Annotated in this window: 24 protein-coding genes; 9 read left to right on the top strand and 15 right to left on the bottom strand. The window is 72.6% G+C overall.

The features are described 5' to 3' along the window. Position 1 precedes the first annotated feature (1 nt). From ACIQWR_RS08430 to ACIQWR_RS08450, 5 genes are read left to right on the top strand one after another with little or no spacing between them, the layout of a single operon-like run. Entirely contained in the window at positions 2 to 991 is a 990-nt protein-coding gene (locus ACIQWR_RS08430; RefSeq protein WP_404005967.1) for a hypothetical protein, read from the top strand. Continuing rightward, positions 988 to 2,673: an FAD-dependent oxidoreductase gene (locus tag ACIQWR_RS08435; RefSeq protein ID WP_404005968.1), complete on the top strand. Its 1,686-nt coding sequence runs from the start codon at positions 988 to 990 to the stop codon at positions 2,671 to 2,673. Before ACIQWR_RS08430 ends, ACIQWR_RS08435 begins: the two co-directional genes overlap by 4 nt. After that, positions 2,670 to 3,149, top strand: coding sequence for an SCP2 sterol-binding domain-containing protein (locus ACIQWR_RS08440; protein WP_404005969.1), 480 nt, complete (start codon positions 2,670 to 2,672; stop codon positions 3,147 to 3,149). The genes ACIQWR_RS08435 and ACIQWR_RS08440 overlap by 4 nt, the downstream gene beginning before the upstream one ends. After that, positions 3,146 to 4,396 (top strand): beta-ketoacyl-ACP synthase II, encoded by a 1,251-nt coding sequence (gene fabF, locus ACIQWR_RS08445; RefSeq protein ID WP_404005970.1) that lies wholly within the window; start codon positions 3,146 to 3,148, stop codon positions 4,394 to 4,396. Before ACIQWR_RS08440 ends, fabF begins: the two co-directional genes overlap by 4 nt. A 43-nt stretch (positions 4,397 to 4,439) precedes the next feature. Continuing rightward, positions 4,440 to 5,870 carry a cytochrome P450 gene (locus ACIQWR_RS08450; RefSeq protein ID WP_404005971.1) on the top strand — a complete coding sequence of 477 codons (1,431 nt, stop codon included), beginning with the start codon at positions 4,440 to 4,442 and terminating at the stop codon, positions 5,868 to 5,870. A 31-nt stretch (positions 5,871 to 5,901) separates the two neighbouring features. On the opposite strand, the gene ACIQWR_RS08455 is transcribed toward ACIQWR_RS08450, so the two are convergent. From ACIQWR_RS08455 to ACIQWR_RS08465, 3 genes are all read right to left on the bottom strand, one after another. Then, entirely contained in the window at positions 5,902 to 7,128 is a 1,227-nt protein-coding gene (locus ACIQWR_RS08455) for a VWA domain-containing protein (protein ID WP_404006400.1), read from the bottom strand. A 187-nt stretch (positions 7,129 to 7,315) separates the two neighbouring features. Continuing rightward, positions 7,316 to 8,434 (bottom strand): fatty acid desaturase family protein, encoded by a 1,119-nt coding sequence (locus ACIQWR_RS08460; protein WP_404005972.1) that lies wholly within the window; start codon positions 8,432 to 8,434, stop codon positions 7,316 to 7,318. Positions 8,435 to 8,441: 7 nt separating this feature from the next. Next, a complete protein-coding gene (locus tag ACIQWR_RS08465; RefSeq protein WP_404005973.1) occupies positions 8,442 to 9,497 on the bottom strand; it encodes a ferredoxin reductase in 1,056 nt (351 codons plus the stop codon). 87 nt (positions 9,498 to 9,584) lie between these two features. On the opposite strand from ACIQWR_RS08465, the gene ACIQWR_RS08470 reads away from it, so the two are divergent. Then, positions 9,585 to 10,724 (top strand): PucR family transcriptional regulator, encoded by a 1,140-nt coding sequence (locus ACIQWR_RS08470; RefSeq protein ID WP_404005974.1) that lies wholly within the window; start codon positions 9,585 to 9,587, stop codon positions 10,722 to 10,724. A gap of 17 nt (positions 10,725 to 10,741) precedes the next feature. Here ACIQWR_RS08470 and ACIQWR_RS08475 read toward each other — a convergent pair whose 3' ends face one another. The 4 genes from ACIQWR_RS08475 to ACIQWR_RS08490 all read right to left on the bottom strand — a co-directional run bounded on the left by ACIQWR_RS08475 (position 10,742) and on the right by ACIQWR_RS08490 (position 14,260). Further along, complete coding sequence (locus ACIQWR_RS08475; RefSeq protein WP_404005975.1) at positions 10,742 to 11,110, bottom strand: VOC family protein; 369 nt, start codon at positions 11,108 to 11,110, stop codon at positions 10,742 to 10,744. A 124-nt stretch (positions 11,111 to 11,234) separates the two neighbouring features. Then, on the bottom strand, positions 11,235 to 12,425 hold the full coding sequence (locus ACIQWR_RS08480) for an acyl-CoA dehydrogenase family protein (RefSeq protein ID WP_404005976.1): 1,191 nt from the start codon (positions 12,423 to 12,425) through the stop codon (positions 11,235 to 11,237). Positions 12,426 to 12,515: 90 nt separating this feature from the next. Further along, positions 12,516 to 13,361, bottom strand: coding sequence for a ketose-bisphosphate aldolase (locus tag ACIQWR_RS08485; protein WP_404005977.1), 846 nt, complete (start codon positions 13,359 to 13,361; stop codon positions 12,516 to 12,518). Then, the gene (locus tag ACIQWR_RS08490; RefSeq protein ID WP_354381026.1) at positions 13,358 to 14,260 is read right to left on the bottom strand and encodes an SIS domain-containing protein; all 903 of its coding nucleotides are present in this window, start codon (positions 14,258 to 14,260) and stop codon (positions 13,358 to 13,360) included. The genes ACIQWR_RS08485 and ACIQWR_RS08490 overlap by 4 nt, the downstream gene beginning before the upstream one ends. Before the next feature lie 187 nt (positions 14,261 to 14,447). On the opposite strand from ACIQWR_RS08490, the gene ACIQWR_RS08495 reads away from it, so the two are divergent. After that, a complete protein-coding gene (locus ACIQWR_RS08495; protein WP_404006401.1) occupies positions 14,448 to 15,236 on the top strand; it encodes a DeoR/GlpR family DNA-binding transcription regulator in 789 nt (262 codons plus the stop codon). A gap of 36 nt (positions 15,237 to 15,272) precedes the next feature. Here the strand turns inward: ACIQWR_RS08495 and ACIQWR_RS08500 are convergent, their stop codons facing one another. From ACIQWR_RS08500 to ACIQWR_RS08515, 4 genes are all read right to left on the bottom strand, one after another. Continuing rightward, on the bottom strand, positions 15,273 to 16,862 hold the full coding sequence (locus tag ACIQWR_RS08500) for a DUF4132 domain-containing protein (RefSeq protein WP_404005978.1): 1,590 nt from the start codon (positions 16,860 to 16,862) through the stop codon (positions 15,273 to 15,275). Beyond that, on the bottom strand, positions 16,859 to 17,746 hold the full coding sequence (locus ACIQWR_RS08505; RefSeq protein WP_404005979.1) for a hypothetical protein: 888 nt from the start codon (positions 17,744 to 17,746) through the stop codon (positions 16,859 to 16,861). Before ACIQWR_RS08505 ends, ACIQWR_RS08500 begins: the two co-directional genes overlap by 4 nt. 2 nt (positions 17,747 to 17,748) lie before the next feature. After that, positions 17,749 to 18,054 (bottom strand): hypothetical protein, encoded by a 306-nt coding sequence (locus tag ACIQWR_RS08510; protein ID WP_404005980.1) that lies wholly within the window; start codon positions 18,052 to 18,054, stop codon positions 17,749 to 17,751. A 166-nt stretch (positions 18,055 to 18,220) separates the two neighbouring features. Further along, a complete protein-coding gene (locus ACIQWR_RS08515) occupies positions 18,221 to 18,580 on the bottom strand; it encodes a MerR family transcriptional regulator (protein ID WP_404005981.1) in 360 nt (119 codons plus the stop codon). Between the two features lie 59 nt (positions 18,581 to 18,639). Here ACIQWR_RS08515 and ACIQWR_RS08520 point away from each other — a divergent pair, with 59 nt between their 5' ends. Beyond that, a complete protein-coding gene (locus ACIQWR_RS08520) occupies positions 18,640 to 18,993 on the top strand; it encodes a putative quinol monooxygenase (RefSeq protein WP_404005982.1) in 354 nt (117 codons plus the stop codon). 22 nt (positions 18,994 to 19,015) lie between these two features. Here the strand turns inward: ACIQWR_RS08520 and ACIQWR_RS08525 are convergent, their stop codons facing one another. The 3 genes from ACIQWR_RS08525 to tdh all read right to left on the bottom strand — a co-directional run bounded on the left by ACIQWR_RS08525 (position 19,016) and on the right by tdh (position 22,337). After that, positions 19,016 to 19,930 (bottom strand): LysR substrate-binding domain-containing protein, encoded by a 915-nt coding sequence (locus tag ACIQWR_RS08525; protein WP_404005983.1) that lies wholly within the window; start codon positions 19,928 to 19,930, stop codon positions 19,016 to 19,018. Positions 19,931 to 19,942: 12 nt separating this feature from the next. Beyond that, positions 19,943 to 21,154, bottom strand: coding sequence for a glycine C-acetyltransferase (locus ACIQWR_RS08530; RefSeq protein WP_404005984.1), 1,212 nt, complete (start codon positions 21,152 to 21,154; stop codon positions 19,943 to 19,945). A gap of 154 nt (positions 21,155 to 21,308) precedes the next feature. Next, the gene (gene tdh, locus ACIQWR_RS08535) at positions 21,309 to 22,337 is read right to left on the bottom strand and encodes an L-threonine 3-dehydrogenase (protein ID WP_404005985.1); all 1,029 of its coding nucleotides are present in this window, start codon (positions 22,335 to 22,337) and stop codon (positions 21,309 to 21,311) included. Between the two features lie 195 nt (positions 22,338 to 22,532). Between tdh and ACIQWR_RS08540 the strand changes: the two genes are divergently transcribed. Next, positions 22,533 to 23,486 (top strand): alpha/beta hydrolase fold domain-containing protein, encoded by a 954-nt coding sequence (locus ACIQWR_RS08540; protein ID WP_404005986.1) that lies wholly within the window; start codon positions 22,533 to 22,535, stop codon positions 23,484 to 23,486. Between the two features lie 19 nt (positions 23,487 to 23,505). Here ACIQWR_RS08540 and ACIQWR_RS08545 read toward each other — a convergent pair whose 3' ends face one another. After that, positions 23,506 to 24,255, bottom strand: coding sequence for a class I SAM-dependent methyltransferase (locus ACIQWR_RS08545; RefSeq protein ID WP_404005987.1), 750 nt, complete (start codon positions 24,253 to 24,255; stop codon positions 23,506 to 23,508). Positions 24,256 to 24,304: the final 49 nt, after the last annotated feature.

Consider the following 24,304-nt stretch of genomic DNA (forward strand, 5'->3'; position numbering starts at 1 on the left):
GGTGCCCCCACGGCCCCGGGTGACCGTCTACTGGTACTCGCAGACCGGTCAGCTCCTGGAATCCGTCTCCGCCGTCACCGACCCGCTGGAAAAAGCGGGTTGGGACATTCGCAAGGTCGAGATCAGGCCACGCGAACCCTTTCCCTTCCCCTGGCCCGTACGCCGCTTCTTCGGCGTCTTCCCCGCCTCCGTCGACCCCGACGCGGCACCCGGGATCACCGCCCGGCCGCCGGTGGCCGACGATGACGACACGGACCTGGTCGTCTTCGCCTTCCCCGTCTGGTACCTGGCTCCGGCGCTGCCCATGCGGGCCTTCGTCGGCGCGGAGCCGAAGGCGTTCGACGGGCGCGGTGTCGTCGGCCTCGTGGCCTGCCGGAACATGTGGTACTCCGCCGCCGTCGAGGTGCGGCAGCTGATCGAGGGCGCGGGCGGCCGCTACGTGGGCACGATCGCCTCCGTGGACACCGCCTCCGCCGGGGTCACCTTCGTCACCACGCTGCGCTGGCTGCTCGCCGGTAAGCGGGAGGCGTCCTGGGGCTTCCCGCGCGCCGGTGTCGGCGCGGACGAGCTGGAGCGGCTGGCGTTCCTCGGCGAGCGCCTCGCCGAACTCTCGCCCGCGCAGCGGGAATTCGCGGCGGAACAGGACGGGGCCGCTTCCGGCGGCACCTCGGAGGAGGCCTTGGCCGAGCGGGTGCGCGCCGTGCTCGCCGCGCATGACGCGGCCCCCGTGAACCCTCCCTTGGCCGCGGCCGACCTCCTGGCCGGAAGTGTCTTCCGGGTCTGGGGCCGGATCATCCGCGCCGCCGACCGGCGGGGTGACCTCCCGCGCAAGGCGTTCACCGGGGTGTTCGTGCTCTGGCTGATCGGCGCCGTCCTGGCCGGACTGCCCGCGGTCGTCGTCGCCCGCGTCCTGTTCAAGGCCGGCTTCGACGCCGCGGTGGCCCGGCGCCTGGCGCCGGTCGTCGCCGCCCTCACGGAGGTACGACGATGAACGCGGCCGTACCCCGACCCCCGCGGACGGCGGAGCAGCTGGAGGCCGACGTCGTGGTGGTCGGCGGTGGGCCCACCGGCCTCGCCGCGGCGCACTTCCTCGCCGGACTCGGCGTGCGCACCGTCGTACTGGAGCAGCGCCCCACGCCCTCCGGTCACCCGCGCGCCACCGTCATCAACTCGCGCACCATGGAGCTGCTCAGGTACCTGGGCGTCGACGCCGAGGTCCGCCGCGTCGGCGTGCCCCTGCCGAACACGGCGCGCATCACCTGGTGCACCGAGCTCGCCGGTACCGAACTCGCCGCCCTGGACGTCATCGAATCGGCCGAGTCCCTGATGCGGCGCGCGGCCATCAGCCCGGTCCTGCCCGTCATCTGCTCGCAGAACCGGGTGGAAGCACTGCTCGTCGAGCGGCTCCCCGCGAACGCTCGGGTGATCCGCGGCGTCAGGGCCGAGGAGCTGACCCGTACCCCCTCCGGCGTCAGGGTGACGGCCGCGGGCGAGCGTCCCCTCGTCGTCGAGGCCCGCTACGCCGTCCTGGCCGAGGGCCTGCACGGCCCGCTGCGCGAGACGGTCGGCCTGCGGCGCACCGCGGCCACACCGCTCGGCCGGCTCCTCGACATCCACTTCAGCGCCGACCTCTCGCCCTGGACCGCCGGCCGCGAGAGCGCCCTGTACTGGGTGATGGGTTCCCTCGTGCGGGGCGTCCTGATCACCGTGGACCCCGTGCGCGGCGAATGGCTCCTGGAGATACCCGCCCTCACCCCCGAGGAGGAACACACCTACTTCGAGGAAGAGGTCGATCACCTGAAGCTGATCGAGGCCGCCATCGGCACGTCGGTCGAGGGGCTGCGCGTCCACTCCGTACGGAACTGGGTGATGGGCTCCACCGGTCTCGACTCCTGGCGCAGCGCCGACGGCCGGGTGCTCGCCGCGGGGGACGCCGCCCACACCTTCCCGCCCACCGGGGGCTTCGGCATGAACACCGGCATCCAGGACGCCCACAACCTCGCCTGGAAGCTGGCCGCGGTGCTGCACGGCGGCGCCCCCGATGCCCTGCTCGACTCCTACGAGCGCGAACGGCGCCCGGTCGCCGAGTTCAATGCCCGGCACAGCGAGAGCAACGCCCTCCAGAAGCGGGCACTGCTCCAATCCGACGTGGAGCAGGCGGAGTTCGCCCGGAACATCGAACAGCACCGGCCGCACTTCGACTTCGAGGGGCAGGCGTTGGGCTTCACCTACGCGCCGGGCCCCGGCGAGCCGGTGGTCCAGGACATCGTGACCTACCGGCCGACCGCCCGGGCCGGCCACCGGGCTCCGCACGCCTGGCTCGACCGGGCCGGCGAGCGGATCTCCACGACCGACCTGAACCGATCCGGATTCTCCCTGCTCACGGGGGCGGAGGGGGCCGTGTGGCAGGACGTGGCGCAGGAGGCCGCGACCTTCCTGGGCCTGCCCCTGACGGCCGCCGTGATCGCCGCGGACGGGCCCCACCTGCGCGACGTCACGGGAGCGTTCGCCGACGTCTACGCACTGGAGGGGCCGGAAGCGGTCCTCGTACGGCCCGACGGCCACGTCCTCGCCCGGTTGCCCGGCATCGCACCACGGCAGGAACTCCGGCAGGCGGCCGACCGAACAGTCGACAGCGGGCGGGTGCCCGCAGGAGCGGAGGAGTCGTCATGACGGCCGAACCCACCTTCCCCCCGGAGCTGCTCGCGGGGCTGCGATCCGGCGACCTCGCCGACATCCGCGCCGTCCTCGCCGGGCTGCCGCGCCAGGAGCTGGCGGCCTGGCTGGCCACGCCCGAGGGCGGGGACGTACTGCGCTCGGCCTTCGAGCGGATGCCCGAGCGGTACACCGGGGGCCTCACGGGCCCCGCGCAGACCGCCCGTTGGGAGGTGTCGAGGTCGCCGGCCGACACGGTCGCCTACGACCTCGTACTGGCCGGGGACACCTGTGACGTGCGCGAGACGGGCATCTCGGGCGAGCCCGCGGTCACCCTCGCCCTGGACGCGGTCGGCTTCGTGGAGATGGCCTCCGCCTCGGTCCAGGGCATGGACCTGCTGCTGGGTGGCCGGCTGCACATCCGGGGCGACGTGCAGCTCGCGATGCGGATGGAGGCCCTTTTCGGGCTCGCCGAACCGGGTGAGTCCGGATGAGCACCGCCGCCGGTCGCCACCGGGTGGTGGTGACCGGCATCGGCATGGTCAACCCGCTCGGCATCGGCACCGAGACGGTCTGGACGCGGCTGCTCGCCGGAGCATCCGGCGTGGGACCGATCCGGGGCTTCGACGCCGACCGGCTGCCGGTGCGGATCGCCGCCGAGGTGGCGGACTTCGACCCGACGGCGTGGCTGACCCGCCTGGAGGTCAGGCGCCTCGACCGGTTCTGCCACTTCGCGCTCGTCGCGGCCGAACTCGCCGTGGAGCGGGCGGGTCTGGACGGCATCGACCGGGACGGCGCGGCCACCGTGATCGGCAGCGCCATCGGCGGCGCCGCCACCATGAGGGCGGGGGTGCTCAAGGACGCGGCGGAGCCGTGGTCGGTCTCCCCGTACTTCGTGCCCAGCTCCATCGTGAACATGGGCGCGGGCTCCGTCTCCCAGCACTTCGGCTTCCGCGGCCCCGGCGCCGCGCCGGTCACCGCCTGCGCCTCCTCCGCCGACGCGATCGGACAGGCCTACCGGCTGGTCCGCGACGGCTACGCCGGGGCCGCGCTCGCGGGCGGCTCCGAGGCCTGCATCGCCTCGCCCCTGATCGCGGGCTTCGCCAACCTGCGCGCACTGTCCCGCCGCAACGACGAGCCCCGGCGCGCCTCCCGCCCCTTCACCGCGGACCGGGACGGCTTCGTCATGGGGGAGGGCGCCACCATGATGCTCCTGGAGACCGCCGAGTCGGCCGGGGCGCGGGGCGCGTACGTCTACGCCGAGATCTGCGGCTACGGCCAGACCAGCGACGCCTACCACGTCACCGCCCCCGATCCCAGCGGGCAGAGCGCCGCCCGCGCCATGCTCGCCGCGCTGCGCGAGGCCGACCTGTCGCCCGACGAGATCGACCACATCAACGCGCACGGCACCTCGACCACCTTCTCCGACGCCGCCGAGACGAAGGCGATCAGAGCCGCCTTCGGCACGCACAGCGGGAAGCTGGCCGTCAGCTCGACCAAGTCGATGACCGGTCACCTGCTGGGCGCGGCCGGCGCGACCGAGACGGCCTTCTGCGCCCTGGCCATCGACCGCGGGATCATCCCGCCCACCATCAACCAGGACGCGCCCGACCCCGAGTGCGACCTCGACTACGTGCCGAACACCGCCCGTCCGCAGGAGGTCCGGGCGGCCCTCTCCAATTCCTTCGCCTTCGGCGGGCAGAACGTCTCGCTCGCCCTCCAGCGCTTCGTCAGGGAGTGACCCCGCCCGTGACCGTGTCCATGGAGCTCAGGAAGGCACCTCGATGACCCAGCTCTCCACCGCCCCCGCGGCCACCGCCACCACGGCCCCCGGCCCCGGCGGCCGGATCCGCTCCCTGCTCGCGATGTCCGGCCATCCGCTGGACTACGTCGGCGGGCTGCGCGACCGCTACGGCCCGGTCGTGCGCATTCCGCTCGGCTGGCGCGATATGTACATGATCAGCGACCCGGAGGCGGCCCACGAGGTCCTGGTCACCTCGCACCGCAACTTCGCGAAGGACGTCATGAGCGCCGGGCGCGGCACGTGGGCCGCCCCGCTCGAAGTGATCCTCGGCAACGGCCTGGTCACCAGCGACGGGACCTTCCACCGCAAGCAGCGCAGGCTGATCCAGCCAATGTTCCATCACGAACGCATCTCCGGCTACGGTCGCGCCTTCGCCGAGCTCTCCGACGACATCCAGTCCGGTTGGCAGGACGGGGACCGGCTCGACATGCAGGTCGAGATGACCGAGCTGACCCTGGCCATCGTGGCCCGCACGCTCTTCGACGTCTCCCTCGACAGCGACGTGGCCCGCACCATCCGCACCGCCGTCCCGCGCCACGAGGGTCCGCTGCGCTGGGATTCCCTGCCCTTCGCCCGCCATCTGGCGAAGCTGCCGCTGCCCGGCAACACACGCTTCTACGAGGGCCGGGCCAGCCTCTACGCCATCGTCGACCGGCTCGTCGCGGAGCGCAGGCGGGGCGACGGGCAGGGCTCCGACCTGCTCTCCCTGCTGCTCGCGGCGCGCGACGCCGACACCGGGGAGCCGATGGACGACCTCCAGGTGCGGGACGAGGCGATCACCCTGCTCATGGCCGGCCACGAGACCACGGCCAGCGCCCTCGCCTGGGCCTACCACCTGCTCGGCGCCGACCCCGTGGCCCGGGAGCGGATGCACGCGGAGATCGACGAGGTGCTCGGCGACCGGCTGCCCACGGTCGAGGACCTGCCCCGCCTCGTCTGGACCGACGCGGTCCTCTCCGAGGCGATGCGCCTCTACCCCCCGATCCTGGGCGTGGCCCGGCGCGCCCTGACCGACTTCGAGGTCTGCGGCCGCCGCGTGCCCAAGGACGCCTTCGTCGCGATCGTCCCGTGGGTCGTCCACCGCGATCCCCGGTGGTGGCCGCAGCCGGAGCGCTTCGCCCCGCAGCGCTGGATCGGGTCCCCGCCGTCCGCCGATACGGCGGACGAGCTCACCGGTCACGCGGTACGGCCCGGCCGCCCCCGGCTGGCCTACCTCCCCTTCGGCGGCGGTCCGAGGCAGTGCATAGGCAACACCTTCTCGCGGATGGAGGGCGTCATGGCGCTGGCCACCCTGGGCCGCCACTGGGAGTTCGAGCCCGTCCCCGGCTTCACGGTCGAGTCCCTGGCAAGAATCACGATCCGCCCCCGCCAGGGCCTCCCGGTATCCGCCAGACGCCGCCACCGAGCCTGAGCGGGGCGGGCCGTCCGGCCCGGCCGACGCCTCAATGCCGCAGCCAGGCGGCGAAGGCGTCGACGAGGCCGGCGTAGAACCGCTCGTCGGGCACCGATCCCGGGTTCTTGCTCGCGTCGTAGAAGGCGACGTTGGTGAAGGTGGCGGAGGTGGAGGCGTTGAGGTTCTTGTAGAACGCGAGCTTGCCGCGGCCGAAACCGACGAACAACCAGAAGACGCCGAGCGGTGCGGTGTTCTGCAGCAGGGAGCGCACTTCGGCCTTGTCCCAGGGTTCGTCACCGACCTGGGTCACGATGAAGGCGGGGTCGACGGCGCCGGATTCCTGGTAGTGCCCCACCGCACGCCGCATGGCCTCGGCGACGTTGCCCCACCCCCAGTCGACCTGGGTGTGCAACTGGCCGATGCGGCCGCGGTAGTTGTCCAGCCGGATCTCCTCCAGGAAGGGCTCCTGTCCGCTGGAGAAGACCACGGGCACGGTGCCGTCGTCATCGAGGGTGGCCGACAGTGCCAGGACCCGCTCGGCGAAGGCCTGCACGGCGAAGGAGTCGTACAACTCCTCCATGTGCAGGTCGTGATCCAGGATCAGGTACACCGCCGCCCGCCGGTTGGCGATGCGCTGGTCGACGAGGGCCTTGTTGGCCTGGCGCGCCGGAGACAGCAGTGCGGGGGCCAGCCGCTCGACCTTCGACAGACCCACCGCGGGGCCCGCGGGGACGGGGTGCGAGCGGGCCGGGGCCGGACGTGGCGCAGGGGCCACGTCGGGCTCGGCTTCCACATCGACCCCGTAGTCGGTCGCGAGACCGGCCAGGCCGGAGGCGTAGCCCTGCCCCACTGCCCGGATCTTCCAATCACCACCGCGCCGGTAGAGCTCCGCCAGTACCACGACGGTCTCCCCGGACGTGAAGTCCGGCGCCGTGAACGACCGGGCCGGCGAGCCCGTCTGGGCGATGGACAGATGCGGTGCGCGGGTGAAGACCGCACCCGGCTGCAGCGGATCGGCACTCACCACGACCACCAGCCGATCCACACCGGCCGGCACGCGTAAGAGGTCGGCCGTGACCACGGAACCGGCGACCGAGACCCCGTCCTGGGACGGGTGGTTGTAGAAGACCAAGTCGTCGTCGCTCCGGACCCTGCCGTCCGCTCCGAGCAACAGCGCCGAGACGTCCGCAGCCAAGCCGTGCACCGACACCGCCAGCACCACCGACGCCGTCGACAGCCCGACGTTCTCCCCTTTGCGCAATGCCGTCACCTGCATCTTCACCCCTCGATCTCCGAGAGGGAAACGCTAGACCCCTACCGCCCGACCGTCCCGGCTTTGGACAGAATTACGCCGTCGACACCCGGCGGTCGGCGCGCCGGGTGTCGACGGTGATCAGCCACGATGACGACGGCCCGGACGAGCGCGCTGCCGAGCCGGTGGGGCCGCTCGCCCGTGCCGGGAGTCAGGCCGCGACGAGTTCCTGTTCGCGGTCCGGGGTCGTGACCTTGGGCTTCTTGTTCGGCAGGGAGAGGCGGAAGACCCTGTGCCAGGCGGAGTACACCTGCTTGGGCAGCGGGCCGGTGACGTACTGCAGCTCGTACTTGTCGAACAGGGCGCGCACCTTCACCGCGACCTCGGCGTACCGGTTGCTCGGCAGGTCCGGGAACAGGTGGTGCTCGATCTGGTGCGACAGGTTGCCGGTCATGAAGTGCATGGCCTTGCTGCCGCTGATGTTCGCCGAGCCCATCATCTGGCGCAGGTACCACTGGCCGCGCGTCTCGCCGTTGATCGACCGGCGCTCGAAGACCTGGACGCCCTCGGGGAAGTGCCCGCACATGATGACCGAGTGGGTCCAGATGTTGCGGACCAGGTTCGCGGTGAACGTCGCGGCGAGCGTGGTGAGGAACGACGGGCCCGAAAGGAGCGGGTGGATCACGTAGTCCTTGAGCACCTGCTTGCGGATCTTGCGACCCACGGCCCTGGCCCGCGCGCGGAACTCCGGCTTCCTGCGGCGGTGCTTGCTCAGGTTCCTGCCGAGTTCCAGGTCGTAGGCGGCGATGCCGTACTCGAAGAAACAGGCGTTGAGGAAGTTCCACAGCGGCTGGCCGAGGTGGAACGGGTGCCACTTCTGGTCCTCGTCGACGCGCATGATGCCGTAGCCGAGGTCGTTGTCCTTGCCGATCACGTTGGTGTACGTGTGGTGCAGCTCGTTGTGCGAGTGCTTCCACTGCTCGGCCGGCGAGACGTGGTCCCAGTCCCAGGTGGTGGAGTGGATCTTCGGGTCCCGCATCCAGTCCCACTGGCCGTGCAGGACGTTGTGGCCGATCTCCATGTTCTCCATGATCTTCGCCACGGACAGGCCGGCGGTGCCGATCAGCCAGGCGGGCGGGAAGATCGAGAACAGCAGGATGCCCCTGCTGGCCAGTTCGAGCTTGCGCTGCGCCGAGATCACCTTGCGGATGTAGGCGGCGTCCTTCTCACCACGGCTGGCGATCACCTCGTCGCGGATCGCGTCCAGCTCGCGGCCGAGCTCCTCGATCTGCTCCGCGGTCAGGTGGGCGGTGGGGTCGATGGCGGTCAAGGTGCTCCTACCGTTCGATGTCGCAAGGGCCCGCCGCGGCGGACACGCAGGTCTGGATGAGGACGCCCGGCCCGGCCTCGGTGATCTCGCCGGTGCGCAGGTCGCGGACGGCGCCCGCCGTGAGCGGCGTGACACAGCCGAAGCAGATGCCCATGCGGCAGCCGGACGGCATGAGCACGCCGGCCTCCTCGCCGACGTCCAGCAGCGGGGTGGCGCCGTCCGCGTCGACGGTCGTGCCGGTGGTGGCGAAGGTGACCTCGCCACCGTCGCCGGCGACGACGACGGTGGGGCGGAAGCGTTCGGTGTGCAGCCGCTCCGGGACGCCGTGCGCGCTCCAGTGCTCCTCGGCGGCGTCGAGCAGGCCCGCGGGCCCGCAGGCCCAGGTCTCGCGCTCGGCCCAGTCGGGCACCAGTTCGCCGAGACGGGCGATGTCGAGCGTGCCGTCCGTGTCGGTGTGCACCTCGGTGAGCCGCAGCTTCTCGTCCGCGACCAGGCCGTGCAGGTCCTTGCGGAAGATCACGTCCTGCGGCCGCGGCGCGGAGTGGACCATGACGACGTCGTCGAACTCGGCGTCGCGCAGCATGCCCATCACCGGCGTGATGCCGCTGCCGGCCGTCAGGTAGAGCACCTTGGCGGGCTCGGCCTCCGGCAGCACGAAGTCGCCCGTCGCCTGGTCGAGCTGGATCAGCGTGCCGGGCTGCGCCCTGCGGACCAGGTGGTTGCTGACCTTGCCGTCCGGGATCGCCTTCACGGTGATCGTGATCCGGCCGTCCCGGCGGTCCGTCGGCGAGGTGAGCGAGTAGGCGCGCCACAGGCGCACCCCGTCGACGTCGACCCCGATCCGCACGTACTGACCGGCCGTGTGGCCGCGCCAGCCCTGTCCCGGCTTGATCACGACGGTCGCGGCGTCATCCGTCTCGGGGTGCACGGCTTCGATGCGCCCCCGCAGGTCGCCGCCCGCACGCAGCGGGCTGACCAGGTCGAGGTAGTCCGACGGCAGCAGCGGCGTCGTGACCATCTCCAGCAGTTTCCAGGCCCTACTGCGGAGGGCTGCACTCGTCATGGCCCCAGCTTGGTGTGCTTGAGGGGGTAAAGTCCTGTCCGTAGGACGTGAATCTGATCGGTTGAATTGTTCGCAGGGAACAAAAACGTGAGCCATGCAACCCGGAGGGCCAGCGAGCTGGTCCTGGACGAGACGACGGTCGCCGCGATTCGGGCCGCGCTGAGGACCACCGCCGACGAGGTCGTCCAGGCGATCATCGACGAGGTCCCTCCCTATGCCAACGCCCTTTCCGGCCGGATGGGCGCCACCATCCGCCGAGCCGTCCGCACCGCCCTGGGCCTCTACCTGGACCTCGCGAGCGGGAACGCCACGGGCGGCGACGCCGGCGAAGCGGCCTACGAGCTGGGGCGCGGCGAGGTCCGCGACGGCCGTTCGATGGACGCCCTGCTCAGCGCCTACCGGGTCGGCGCCCGCGTGGCCTGGCGAGGTCTGGCCGCAGGTGCCGTGCCCGCGGGTCTGCCCGCCGCCGAGGTCGCGAAGTTCGCCGAGCTGACCTTCGCCTACATCGACGAGCTCTCCGCCGCGAGCGCCGCGGGCCACGCCGACGAACTGGCCGCCCGGGGCCGGGCCCACGAGCGCCACCTGGAAGAACTGGCCCGCGACCTGCTCGCCGGCGCGAGCCCGGACGCGCTCCTCGCGGCCGCGGGGCGGGCCGGGTGGCAGCCGCCGGTCTCGCTGACCGCGGTCCTCCTGCCGGCCGCCCAGGCCCGGCCCGCCTACCGCACGCTCGACCCGGGCACCCTCGTCCTGGACGATCTGCCGGACGCCTCCGGCGTGCTGCTCGTCCCCGATGCCGACCGGGCACGTCTGCTGAGGCAGCTGCCCGACCGCACCGCCGTGGTCGGCCCGGCCCGGCCGTGGACGCGCGCGTCCGCCTCGTACGCCCGAGCCGTACGCGCGCGCTCCCTCTCCGGCGACATCCGCGACACCGAGGACCACCTGCCCGAGCTGGTGCTGAGCGCCGACGCGGACGCCTTCGCCGACCTGCGCGCCCGGGCCCTCGCACCGCTGCGGACCCTGTCCGCGGCGACCGCGCGGCGGCTGGAGGAGACGTTGCGGGCGTGGCTGCTGTACCAGGGCAGGCGGGACGAGGTGGCGGCGGCGCTGTTCGTCCATCCCCAGACCGTCCGCTACCGGATGTCACAGCTGCGGGAGCTGTTCCCGGACCTCGGGTCGCCGCACCGGGTCCTCGAACTGACGCTGGCGGTCGGAGTCCGGGCGGGCTGACGCGATCCTCGACACCGTCACCGGGCCGGGATCGGCTGGGTGAGGTTCACCGCGTTGCCGTCGGGATCCTGGATGTGGGCGACCCGCAGGCCCCACGGCATGTCGGTGGGGCCGCCGTGGACCGAGCCGCCCAGCGCCGTCACCCGGCCGAGCACCTCGTCGACGTCGTCGACGGCGATGCTGAGCAGGATCCGGGGCGCCGCCCCGGTCCCCGGGTCCGCCTTGGTCACCAGTCCGAGGTCGGTGTCGCCGATGCGCAGGCCGAGGTAGAAGGTCGGACCCTCCTCCGGGACCCGGAAGATCTCCTCGGCGCCGAACAAGGTCGTGTAGAAGCCGACCAGAACCTCCTGGTGGGCGGTGATGATCACTGGCTGGATGGTGGACATGGCACTCCTGTCGAGAACGGTCGTGTCGCTGGGTAGACCGTTCTCGAACCGTGAACTCATCGGCATGACCGACGCCGGGCTCCCCCGGCACTTGTGGGCGCGGGAGACCTGTGGTCCCGGGCGCTCAGCGGCGGACCCGGGGCATGCCCAGGCCGATCCAGGAGATGATCTCGCGCTGGATCTCGTTGTTGCCGCCGCCGAAGGTGAAGATGACCGCGCTGCGGTAGCCGCGTTCCAGTTCGCCGTGCAGGACCGCGCCCGTCGAGCCGTCCTTGAGGGCGCCCGCCGCGCCCACGATCTCCATCAGCCAGGCGTACGCGTCCCGGCGCGCCTCGGAGCCGTAGACCTTGACGGCGGAGGCGTCCTGCGGGGTGAGGGTGCCGCTCTGGACGGCGTTGACCATCTGCCAGTTGAGCAGCTTCATCGCATCGAGCCGGGCGTGCGTCCGGGCGAGGCGGCCCCGCACCCAGCCGAGGTCGATGACCCGGCGGCCGTCGGCGAGCTTGGTGTCGGCGGCCCAGCGCTGTACGTCGTGCAGGGCGCGGATGGCCATCGTGCCGTGCGCGGCGAGGGTGACGCGCTCGTGGTTGAGCTGGTTCGTGATCAGGCGCCAGCCCTTGTTCTCCTGGCCGACCCGGCGGTTCGCGGGGACCCTGATGTCCTCGTAGTAGCTCGCGGTGGTGTCGTGCGAGGCGAGGGTGTTGATCAGGGTGCAGGAGTACCCCGGATCGGCGGTGGGGACCAGGAGCATGGTGATGCCCTTGTGGGCCGGGGCGTCGGGGTCGGTGCGCACGGCGAGCCAGACCCAGTCGGCGGTGTCGCCGTTGGTCGTCCAGATCTTCTGCCCGTTGACGACGTAGGTGCCGCTCTCCTCGTCGCCCTCGCGGACGGCCTTGCACTTGAGGGCCGCGAGGTCGGTGCCCGCGTCCGGTTCGCTGTAGCCGATGGCGAAGTCGATCTCCCCGGCCAGGATCTTGGGGAGGAAGTAGGCCTTCTGCTCGTCCGTGCCGAACTGCATGATGGTCGGCCCCACGGTGTTGAGGGCCATCAGCGGCAGCGGGACCACGGCCTGCGCGGCCTCGTCGAAGAAGATGAACTGGTCCATGGGCGACATCCCGCGCCCGCCGTACTCCTTCGGCCAGCCGACGCCGAGCCAGCCGTCGGCGCCGAGCCTGCGGATCGTCTCGCGGTAGAAGCGCTTCTGCGCGGCGGCGTCCTGGTAGCGCCCGTAGACGTCCTCCGGGACCAGCTCCGCGAAGTAGGCGCGCAGCTCGGTGCGCAACTGCTGCTGGTCAGGCGTGTATTCGAGGTGCACGGCCCCTCCGGGAGTCTCACGGTCCGTCCGTCGCTGGCGGGCGTAGAGTAGAACGTGTTCCAAGAATCCGGAAGGGCCTGCGCCGTGCGGTCAGCGGGAGGCGTCCAGCGCCGTGATCATGGCCGCCGTGGTGGCCGTCATCGCCGTGCGGGCCGCCGTCAGGTACGGGCGGGGGTCGGCCTTGGTCAGGTGGGTGCGGATGGCCTCGGTCATCGCCACGTTCAGGGCGGTGCCGATGTTGACCTTGCGGATCCCGCCCAGCACCGCCGCCGCCAGTTCCGCGTCCGGCAGCCCGGAGGAGCCGTGCAGGACCAGCGGCACCTCCACCGTCTTGGCCAGCCGGGCGAGCAGCGCGTGGTCCAGGGAGGCTGTCCGCGAGGTCATCGCGTGGCTGCTGCCGATCGCGACGGCGAGCGCGTCCACGCCCGAGTCCGCGACGAAGCGCCGGGCCTCGTCCGGGTCCGTCCGCGCGCCCGGCGCGTGCGGGTCCAGCGGGGCGGCGCCGTTCTTCCCGCCGACCTCGCCCAACTCGGCCTCGATCCACAGGCCGTTGGCGTGCGCCCAGTCGGCGGCCGAGCGGGTGGCCTCCAGGTTCTCCCCGTACGGCAGGTGCGCGGCGTCGTACATGACCGAACCGAAGCCGGCGTCGACGGCCCGGCGCAGCAGGTCGACGCTCTTGACGTGGTCCAGGTGCAGGCCGACCGGCACCCCGGCGGCCTCGGCGCAGGCCACCGCGGCGCGGGCGATGGGCAGCAACCGGCCGTCCCGGAAGCGGACCGCGTTCTCGCTGAGCTGGATGATGACCGGCGCGCCGACCTGTTCGGCCCCGGCGACGACGGCCTCGGCGTGTTCGAGGGTGATGATGTTGAAGGCGGCCACGGCCCGACCGGTGGCGGCCGCCTCCCGGACGAGGTCGCCCGCCGGCACGAGGCTCATCGGACGACCTCCTCTTCGCTGCTGAGGATCACCGAGCGGGTGAGGTTGCGCGGCCGGTCGGGGTCCAACTCCTGGTGCGCGGCCACCGCGATCGCCAGGCGGTGCACCCGCACCAGCTCGGCCAGCGGGTCGTGCCGGGCCTCCACCCACTGCGCCCCGGTGTCGCGGACCTGGTCGGCCAGGCCGTCCGGGGCCTCGTCCAGGGCCCAGGTGACGGTGCCGGGACCGCTGATGCTGATGGGGCCGTGCCGGTACTCCATCGCCGGGTAGGACTCGGACCAGGACAGCGCGGCCTCGCGCATCTTGAGGGCGGCCTCATGGGCGAGCCCGACGCTCCAGCCCCGACCCAGGAAGGTGAACTGGCCCCGGCCCGCCAGTTGTTCGGGCAGCGGTTCGGCGAGCGCGGCGCGCGCGTCGGCCACCACCGACGGGCTGTGCAGGCCGACGTGGGCGCGGAGCAGGGTGAGCGCCGTGGTCGCGAAGCGGGTCTGCACGACCGAGCGCTCGTCGGCGAAGTCCAGCACGACCAGGTCGTCGGCGAGGGTCATCACGGGCGTGTCGGGGTCGCCGATGACGGCGGTGGTGGCGATCCCCGCGTCGCGCAGCTGCGCGAGCAGGTCCAGCACCTCGGTGGTGGTGCCGGAGCGGGTGAGGGCGACGACCCGGTCGTAGCGCCGGTGGCGCGGGAACTCGGAGGCGGGGAAGGCGTCGGTCTCCCCCGCACCCGACTCCTCGCGCAGCGCGGCCGCGGCCTGCGCCATGTAGTACGAGGTCCCGCACCCGACGATCGCGGTGCGCTCCCCCGGTTGCGGGAGGACCGCCCGCTGCGCCGGGGCCATCTCGGCGGCCCGTTCCCAGCAGTCGGGTTGCGTCGTCAGCTCGTACGCGACATGGCTCATGTCGGCTCCCTGTGCAATGGAGTGCGTGTGATGCATTTTTCTGCAAGATAGCCGGTGGTTTCGCGCAACTTCAAGCATCGGCGGGGTGGTGGCCTGAGTTAATGTCGACGGATAGCCCGAACGCACAGACGTGAACACGCACGAACGAACACGAACGCACACAAGGGGGTACGCCGCCGTGGGGTCCATGTCCCGGGAGGTGCGCTGGCAAACGTTGCTGGATCTACTGGTGGAACGCGGCCGCCTGGAGGTCGAACCCGCCGCCGAGGCCCTCGGCGTCTCCGCCGCCACCATCCGGCGCGACTTCGACGAGCTGGCCCAGCAGCAGTTGCTGGTGCGCACGCGCGGCGGGGCGGTGCTGCACGGCGTGTCCTACGAGCTCCCCCTGCGCTACCGCACCACGCGGCGCGCGGCGGAGAAGCGCCGGATCAGCGAGGCGGTGGCCGCGCTGATCGCTCCGGGCGAGGTGGTCGGACTGACGGGTGGCACGACGACCACCGAGGTCGCCCGCGCCCTCGCCGGCCGGGCGGACCTGAGCTCGGGGACCGGCGGGGCGCCCGCACTGACCGTGGTGACGAACGCCCTCAACATCGCGGGCGAGCTGGTGATCCGGCCGCAGTTCAAGACGGTGCTCACCGGGGGCGTGGCGCGCCCGCAGTCCTACGAGCTGACCGGCCCCTTGGCCCAGGGCGTCCTCGGCCAACTCACCGTGGACACGGCGGTCCTCGGCGTGGACGGCTTCGACCCGCTGGACGGGGCCGCCACCCGCCATGAGGACGAGGCCGCGGTCAACCGCCTGCTGTGCGACCGCTCCCGCCGCGTGGTGATCGCGGCGGACTCCAGCAAGCTGGGCGTCCGCGCCTTCGCCCGCATCTGCCCGGCCTCGTCGGTGCACGTCCTGGTGACGGACACGGGCCTGACCGACCCGGGCGCCCGGGCCTTCGAGGAGGCGGGGGTGGAGGTCATCCGCGTGTGAGGGGGATGACCGGGCCGGCGCGGGGCCCCCGGCCGCTCAGTCGCGGGCCCGGCGGATCTGGCTGACGATCGTCGGGTCGGTGATCTCGGTGTCCCGGGCGAGCATCAGCGCCTTGCTGAGCACCACGGCCAGGGTGCGGTCGCCCTCGAAGGGCACGTAGCCGGTCTGGACGGCGGTGCCCGCGGACGACTTGGGGACGATGCAGAGGTACTCGTCGTTCGGCGTCATCAGGATGTTGCCCGAGCCGAGATGGATCTTGTAGGTCCGCAGGTCGCCCGTGACGTGCAGGAACCGGCCCTCGATCCGGCACCGCTCGGCGATCGCGAGCCGCGGCACCAGGCGCGCCAGGAGGACGCGGCGCGTCTCGGCGCTCTGGTTCAGCTCGCCGAAGCCGTACACCGTCCAGTACTCGCGGAACCGCCCGTCGGGCCCGCCGTCCTGCCACGTCGGATCGCTGCCGACACTGGCCACGCCGACGAACAGGTCCACGTCCCGCAGGACTTCGGACAGGACGAGCGGCGGTATCCCGGTGAGCGGGAGCGGCTCGACCGGCTCCGCGCCGTCGCGCAGCCGCATGGTGTACCCGCCGGCGTAGCAGTGCGCCGCGTTCTCCGGTGCGCCGATCGGGTAGAAGCGCACCTGGTCGGTGCGCAGGCGCAGGTAACTGCCCGACTCGGTGGCGTCGACGCCCCACTCCTCCCCCTCGCCCTCGATCCAGTACTCGGCGCGCAGGCCCCACTGCGGGAGTTCGCGGGTGGCGGGCGGCGCCGTGTCGTCGACGCACATCCGCAGCTTGTTGCGCCACCCGCGGACCGCGGCGAGGGAGTGGAACTGGTGCTGGCGGACGATGTGAGCCGCGAACCGGTTCGAGTACGTGCCCGTCGCCCGCTCGGCGTCGGTCAGCAGGTACACCTCGCGGTGGGCCTGTTTGAACGGCTGGGTGACGGCGTGCCGCTCCAGCCAGTCCCGCCATGCGACCACCTCGGCGCTCTCGCGGCCGACGGGGTGCCAGAGGGTGACCTCCTCGCCGCGCTCGACCGGGGCGTCGGCGAGGGTGCGCAGGGCGCCGTCGGCGAATCCGACCGGGGTGCCGTCGACCGTCCACAGCAGGCGGCGGGCGAGGCTGCCGACGAGGGGGTGGTCGAGGTAGCGCTCGCGCCAGGCGTCGTAGGACCACGTGCGCCGGGCGAGGAACTGCCGGTCCAGCCGTTCGACCTGGGCGCCGAGCATCTTGTCGATGTCCTTGACGGCGGCCCCCAGCTCCTTCAGCTCCTCGGGGTGGTCGCGCCGGACCGCGGCGGGGACGGACTTGACCTCCTTGCCCGTCGCGGAGCGCCAGCGCAGGACGGCCTTGACGCCCTGGACCTCCAGCAGGGCGGTGACCTCGCCGAGCTCCACCCCGCCGCGGCCGACCTCGGTCAGGCCGTAGGCGGGCACGGCCAGCTCTTCGACCTCCTCCCGGCCGAGGCCGAGGGCCCGCGCCCGCTGGTCGAGGGCGGTGTTGAGCAGTTTGAGCGTGCCCTTGTAGGTGGTGCGGGTGGCGAGCCGCGCCAGCTCGGCGAGCGCCGCCCCGCCGTCGATGCGGGCGAGGGCCGTGACCCCGGCGTTGGCGACCTTGGGGTTCACCGGCCCGAGGCCGGGGACCTCTTCAGGGAGGTCTCGACGAGCACGCCGAGCGCGCGGGCCGTGTCCGGGTGGGCGGGCAGCAGGGCCAGGATCCAGGCGAGGCCGCGCAGGGCGTTGGCGTTGTACGGGTCGAAGGCGAGGTTCACGTCGTGTCCGTACCGCACGCCGGTGAACGCGAAGGTGCGGGGGCGGCCGACGAGCGCGAGCCAGCCGAGCACCGCCACGCGCACGGCGTCGGCGCCGAGCGGTGCGAGGAGGGTGCGCGCGGCCGCGTCCCACTTGGCGGTGGGCTTGGCCGACGTCGCGGTCGTGGCGTGCAGGAGCAGGGCCCGCCAGGGCTCCTCGGCGCCCTCCGCGACGGCCCGCTCGGCCCACGCCTCGCCCACGTTCAGCACGGGTTCGGTCAGCTCCTTCGCCAGGGCCGCCGTCTCCGGTCGGCCGTACGTCTCCAGGGCGCTGCGGCGCAGGTACGCCACGACCGGCGCCGACAACGCCCGGCCCGCGGCCCGTTCGTGCTCCGCGACGAACACCTCGCCGGTCCCCCAGGTGGACACCTGGGTGCCGAGCTTCTCCAGCTCAATGGTCCGCTCGGCCGCGAGCGGATCCCCGGGCAGCTCCGCGCCCACGACCTGGAGCAACTGCAACACCCTCATCTCCATGCGCTCGGGTGAGGTGAACTTGGCATACAACCGCCCCATCTCCCCCGCGACGGCAGCACGCACCGTGGTATCGAGGCCCTCCAGGACGTCGACGATCCGGCCCCACACCTGCCAGCTGTGAGCCGAACGGGCCGTCGCCACCTGCAGCGCCTCGTACGCGAGCGGACCGATCTCCAGCGCGGCCGCGTGGCCCTCTATCCTGCCCAGCTTGCTCAGCATGTCCACGGTCAGCCACCCACCAGCGGCACGAGCTTCAGGAAGGTGACCTCGACGCCGAGCGGCAGCTCCATCTCCTCGTCCGGGTCCGTGACCTGCCGGTCCCCGACGAGCACCAGGAAGCCGTTCCCCGCGAACGCGGCCAGCGCGCGCTCCGTCTGGGCCTGCGGGTCGATGGGGCGCGGGGTGCACAGCGCGTACCCGTTCAACACGCGCTCCGTGTCGTGCGGTCGCACGAGGCCCTGGAAGACCTGCGGCTGCGACTGCGAGCGCGCGTTGAACTCCGCCACCTCCTGGAAGACCCGTCGCCGGATCAACTCGCGCGCCGTGAGCCGCTCCTCGGCGCGGTCACAGCACTAGCCCGAAGGCCGCGCCCCTGTCCCCTGATGTCGTCTCGTCGACGAACGTCACCGTTCCCATGCCGACGACGCTACGGGCCACCACTGACAACGGCCCCCCACCCCGGGGCGCCCCCACGCGGACCTATCCGCCGACCTGTTCGCGGGCCCGGGTGTCGGAGACGAGGCCGGCCAGGGACGCGCGGGTCTCCGACAGCGCGGAGATCCTGGCGTCCAGGCCGTCGAGGTGTTCCTGGAGGGTCTCCAACTTGCATCCGGCGACCGTGCCGTCCTGTCGGATGCACGGCTGGAGGTCGCGGATGACCCGGGTCGGCAGGCCGGCGTCCAGGAGCGCGCGGATGCGCCGCACCACGGCCGCGGCGTCGCTGTCGTAGCGGCGGTGGCCGGTGCCGAGGCGCCGGGACTCCAGGAGGCCCTGCTCCTCGTAGTAGCGCAACAGCCGGACGGAGGTGCCCGTTGCGGCGGCGAGCTCACCGATCTTCATGTGGTGCTCCTCACAGCCCCTTGAATCTCACATTGATGTGAGATCTTAGCGTGCGGATCATGAACAACACGAGCACGAGCACGAACGCCGAACGCCCCCTGGCCCTCTACGGTTTCCTGCGCCCCAGGCCGGACCGCGCGGACGAAGTCCGGCGCATCCTCTCCTCCTTGGTGGAACCCACCCGGCAGGAGCCCGGCAACCTGCAGTACCACCTCCACGAGCACGAGGACGGCCGCTTCTTCCTGTACGAGGTCTGGCGCTCGCAGGAAGACCTGGACCGGCACAACGCGACACCGCCGCTGCGCGCCTTCCTGGAGGACCTGTCGACCTACCTGGAGGAGTCCCCGAACGGCTACTTCGACACCATGATCAGCCCGTACCCCGCCGCGGCACCTGTTCCCGCCGCCGCCTGAGGCGGCGGCGATGACCGGGGCGTCAGTGCGCCGGGAGCCGCCCCGCCTCGCGGGCCAGGCCGGCCAGGACCGGGGCGATCAGGGGGTGGGTCTCGCCACCCCTGCGGGTGGCCGCGAAGACACGACGGGTGGCCGCCGGGCCCTCCACCGGGCGGACCTGGACCTCCTTGAGGTCGGTGCCCCGCAGCGCCGAGCGCGGCACCAGGGCGACGCCCGCGCCCGCGCCGACCAGTGCGATCACGGCCCGGAAGTCGTCGGAGGAGTGCCTGAACCGGGGCTGGAAGCCGGCCAGTTCGCAGGCCAGCAGGGTCACGTCGTGGCACGGGTTGCCGGGGTACTGGCCCACCCAGTCCGTGTCGGAGAGACCGGCCAGGGACACCTCGGGGAGCGCCGCGAGGGGATGCCCCGCGGGAAGCACCGCATCGAAGGGTTCCGCGTACAGCGGGAGGACCGACAGCCGGGTGTCGTCGGCGCCCGGACCGCCGCGGTACTCCACGGCGAGCGCCACGTCCGCCTCGCCGTCGAGCAGGAGCGGCAGGCTCTGGTCGCCCTCCGCGTCCCGGACCCGCAGTCGGATGCCGGGGTGGTCCAGGGCGAGCCGGGCGATGGCCGGGGCGAGGACTTCGGTGATGCCGGTGGCGAAGGCGGCCACCGTGACCTCGCCCGCGACGCCGCCCGCGTAGGCCGCCAGCTCGGCCTCGGCGCGCTCCAGCTGGGCCTGGACCTCGTGGGCGTGAGCGACGAGGATCTCCCCGGCGGCGGTGAGCCGTACGCCCCGACCGCTGCGCGTGAGCAGTACGTGCCCGCTCTCCTGTTCCAGCGCCGCGAGCTGCTGGGACACGGCGGAGGGGGTCAGGTACAGGGCTGCGGCCGCGGCGGTCACCGTACGGTGGTCCGCCACGGCCCGCAGGATGCGCAGCCGGCGGGGGTCGATCACCCCTCCATGATGTCAGCCCGCGGAGGAGCCGAGCGCCGCGCGGGCGTCGATGAAGGCGGCCACGGCGCGCTCCACGTCGGCCGTCGAGTGGGCGGCCGAGAGCTGGACGCGGATCCGGGCGGCGCCCATCGGAACGACGGGGTACGAGAAGCCGATCACGTACACGCCGCGCTCCAGCAGCAGCTCCGCCATCCGGGCCGCCACCGCCGCGTCGCCGATCATGACGGGGGCGATGGCGTGGTCGCCGGGCAGGATCTCGAAGCCCGCCTCGGTCATCTTCGTACGGAAGAGCGAGGTGTTGGCCGCGAGCTGCTCGCGCAGGTCGCCGGCCGATTCGAGCAGGTCGAGGACCTTGAGCGAGGCGGCGGCGATGACCGGGGCGAGGGAGTTGGAGAAGAGGTACGGGCGCGAGCGCTGGCGCAGCAGGGCGACGATCTCGGCTCGGGCGGCGACGTAACCGCCGGAGGCGCCGCCGAGGGCCTTGCCGAGGGTGCCGGTGATGATGTCGACGCGGTCCATGACCCCGTGCAGTTCGGGCGTGCCGCGGCCGCCGGGGCCGACGAAGCCGACGGCGTGCGAGTCGTCGACCATGACCATGGCGTCGTAGCGCTCGGCCAGGTCGCAGATCTCGGCGAGCGGGGCGACGTACCCGTCCATGGAGAAGACGCCGTCGGTGACGATCAGGCGGCGGCGCGCGTCCTGGGACTCCTTGAGCCGGGTCTCCAGCTCCGCGAGGTCGCGGTTGGCGTAGCGGAGGCGGCGGGCCTTGGAGAGGCGGATGCCGTCGATGATCGAGGCGTGGTTGAGCGCGTCGGAGATCACCGCGTCCTCGGCGCCGAGCAGGGTTTCGAAGACGCCGCCGTTGGCGTCGAAGCAGGAGGAGTAGAGGATCGTGTCCTCCTGGCCGAGGAACGAGGAGAGCCGGGCCTCCAGTTCCTTGTGCACCTCCTGCGTGCCGCAGATGAAGCGGACGGAGGCCATGCCGTAGCCCCAGCGGTCCAGCGCGTCCTTCGCGGCGGCGACCACCTCGGGGTGGTCGGCCAGGCCGAGGTAGTTGTTGGCGCAGAAGTTCAGCACCTCGCCCGAGGCACCCGCCACGCCGCCGGAGGTGACGCCGACGGACGCGTTCTGCGGGGTGCCGATGACGCGCTCGGGCTTGTGCAGCCCGGCGGCGCGGATCTCGTCGAGGGTGGTGCGCAGGTCGTCACGTACGGAATCGAACATGGTGCTCTCTTTCCACTGGAGCGGCGGCGGACGGAGGGGGCCGGGCCCCGCGGAGGGGGAGGGTGGTGCGGGGCCCGGCCGGAGGGAGATGGTTCGGTGCGGCGCGCCGGAGGGAGCGCCGGGGGGGTGGTGCGAGATCGAGCGGGCCGGACGGTTACGCCGTCCAGTCCAGGATGATCTTGCCACTGCGGGCGGTGGCGGCCTCGTCGAAGGCGGCGCCGAAGTCGCGGTGCGAGTAGCGGCCGGTGATGACCGGGGTCAGGTCGAGCCCGCCCTCCAGCAGCACCGTCATCGCGTACCAGGTCTCGAACATCTCGCGGCCGTAGATGCCCTTGATGGTGATCATCGAGGTGACCACCTTCGCCCAGTCCACCGGGAACTCCTGCGCGGGCAGGCCCAGCATCGCGATCCGGCCGCCGTGGGTCATGTTGTCGATCATGTCGCGCATGGCCTCGGGACGGCCCGACATCTCCAGGCCGATGTCGAAGCCCTCGCGCAGCCCGAGCTGCTCCTGGGCGTCGGCGATCGTGGCGTCGCGGACGTCGAGCGCGAGCGTGGCGCCCGCCTTGCGGGCGATCTCCAACCGCTCGGGGCTGACGTCGGTGATCGTCACGCTGCGCGCACCGGCGTGCCGCGCGACGGCCGCCGCCATGATGCCGATGGGGCCCGCACCGGTGATCAGCACGTCCTCGCCGACGAGCGGGAAGGACAGGGCCGTGTGGACGGCGTTGCCGAACGGGTCGAAGATCGCCGCCACGTCCAGGTCGACCTCGGTGCGGTGCACCCACACGTTCTGCGCGGGCAGGACCACGTACTCGGCGAAGGCGCCGTCGCGCCCGACACCGAGCCCGATCGTGCTGCGGCACAGGTGGCGGCGGCCGGCGAGGCAGTTGCGGCACTTGCCGCACACCAGGTGGCCCTCGCCGCTGACCAGCGCACCGATCTCGATGTCCTGGACGTCCGCGCCGACCGCGGCGACCTCGCCGACGAACTCGTGGCCGAGGATCAGCGGGGTCTTGACCGCGCCCTGGGCCCAGCCGTCCCACGAACGGATGTGCAGGTCCGTGCCGCAGATGCCGGTGCGCAGCACCTTGATCAACACGTCTCCGGACCCGTACTCGGGCTCGGGCACGTCCATGAGCCACAGTCCGGGCTCGGCCTTGTGCTTGACGAGTGCCTTCATGGGGTGGCTCCAGGCATGCGGAGGGGGCGCAGCGACCCCTGGGACGGGTGCGGCGCATCGACGGACACCAATCTGCCGACCCGGTAACGATCAGTCCATCGAGGATTTCTTAAGCGGGTCGACAGCCCAGCTTCACGCCTATGCTCCTCCCGTGACGGGGCCGGGGCACGACGGGGAACAGGGAGGTGGCGGCGGGTGCCGAGTCTGCGCAGTCGCGCGCTGTCGGCCGCGCTGATCGCGGCGGGGCGGCGGAAGAGGTTCGCGAGTGCCGAGGCGGTGCGGGCGCGCGTGGCCGAGTCGGCCCGCAGGCCCGCGTCGCACCTGCCGCCGCGCTGGTTGGGCAAGGTCGCCGAGGTCTCGCGCACCTTCGTCGGGGCATGGCCGGTGTACGAGGTCGCGCCGCGGGACACGGAGCCCGCCGCCCGCGTGCTCTACGTGCACGGCGGCGGCTACGTCGGCGAGTTGGTCCGGCCGCACTGGGCGCTGGTGCGGACCCTGGTGAGCGAGGCCGGGGCGCGCTGCGTCGTACCCGCCTACATCCTGGCGCCGCGCGGGACCGCCGACCGGACGGTCCCGGTGGCCGCGGACCTGCTGAGCGGGCTGATCGCGAGCGGCGGGGCCGGTGGCACCGTGCTGATCGGGGACTCCGCGGGCGCGGGGCTGGCGCTCGCGGCCGCGCAGCGGCTCCGCGACCGGACCGGCGCGCAGCCCTCCCGGATCGTGCTGGTCTCCCCCTGGCTGGACGTGACGATGACCCATCCCGAGCAGGGCGCGCTGGAGGCGGCCGATCCGATGCTCGCGCGGCCGGGGCTGGTGGAGGCGGGGCGGCTGTACGCGGGGACGCTGGCCACCGACGACCCCCGGGTGAGCCCGCTGCGCGGCTCCTTCGCCGGGTTGGCGCCGCTGACGGTGTTCACGGGCTCGCGGGACGTCCTGGTCACCGACAGCCGGGAGCTGGTGCGCCGGGCGCGGGCCGAGGGCGTCGAGGTGGACTACCACGAGCTGTCGGGGCTGCCGCACGTCTACCCGCTGCTCCCGGTCCCGGAGGGGCGCGCGGCGCGCGCGGAGATCGTCCGGCTGGTCCGCTCCGCGAGCGACCCCGACCCCGACCCCGACCCCGACCCCGCCCCGGCCCCGTCCCTCGGCTGAGCGGCCGTACGGGAGCCGGTCAGGCCGCGCAGGTCATGAGCGAGCTGATCGGGCGGGCCCGGTACGCCGCCCAGAACGCCTCGTCGCGGTCCGCGTCCGGGGGCGGGGTGCGGGCGGGCTGCCAGGCGACCGTGGCGAAGCCCGCCTCGACGGCCGCCTCGGCGAAGTCGGCGTGGGCCCATTCGCGGAACTCGAAGGGCACGGGCGGATCGGTGAGGAACTGGGCGCGCAGCAGCGGCGCGTCCCCGGACGGGTCCCGGTCCAGGATCCTGACGCCGTACGGCGACCAGTCCTGGTGCGGGAAGGCGCCGGGGTTGGGCACGATGGCCAGCAGTCGCCCACCGGGGCGCAGGTTGGTCCGGATCGAGCGGAACATCGCGTGGAGGGCGCTCCGGTCGGGAGCGTAGTTGAACAGGTGGACGGCGGTGGCCAGGTCGAAGGGGCCGAGCTGGGGCATCGCGGCGGCGTCGCCCACCATGTACTCGATCCGTGCCCCGGTGGCCGCGGCCACCGGCTCGTGGGCCTCCGCCCGGGCGAGCGCGATCATCCGTTCGGAGATGTCGACGCCGACGGTCCGCCGGGCGCCGCCGCGGGCGAGCAGTCGCGTGTTGTAGCCGTATCCGCAGGCGAGGTCGAGGGCGTCGAGCCCGTGCACCCCGCCGAGCGCGTCGAGCGCGCCCAGCAGGGTGCAGGTGTCGGCGGCCGAGAAGGCGGCCGTGGTCTTGGACTCGGCGTAGCGCGCGCCGATGGTGTCGTACTGCTTCCGCATGATCCGTATCGTGCCCCGTGCGGGGCGGCGGGGCCGGTCGGGCCGGTGC

Origin of the sequence: Streptomyces sp. NPDC098789 (assembly GCF_044759975.1) — a bacterium.
Classification (GTDB): domain Bacteria; phylum Actinomycetota; class Actinomycetes; order Streptomycetales; family Streptomycetaceae; genus Streptomyces.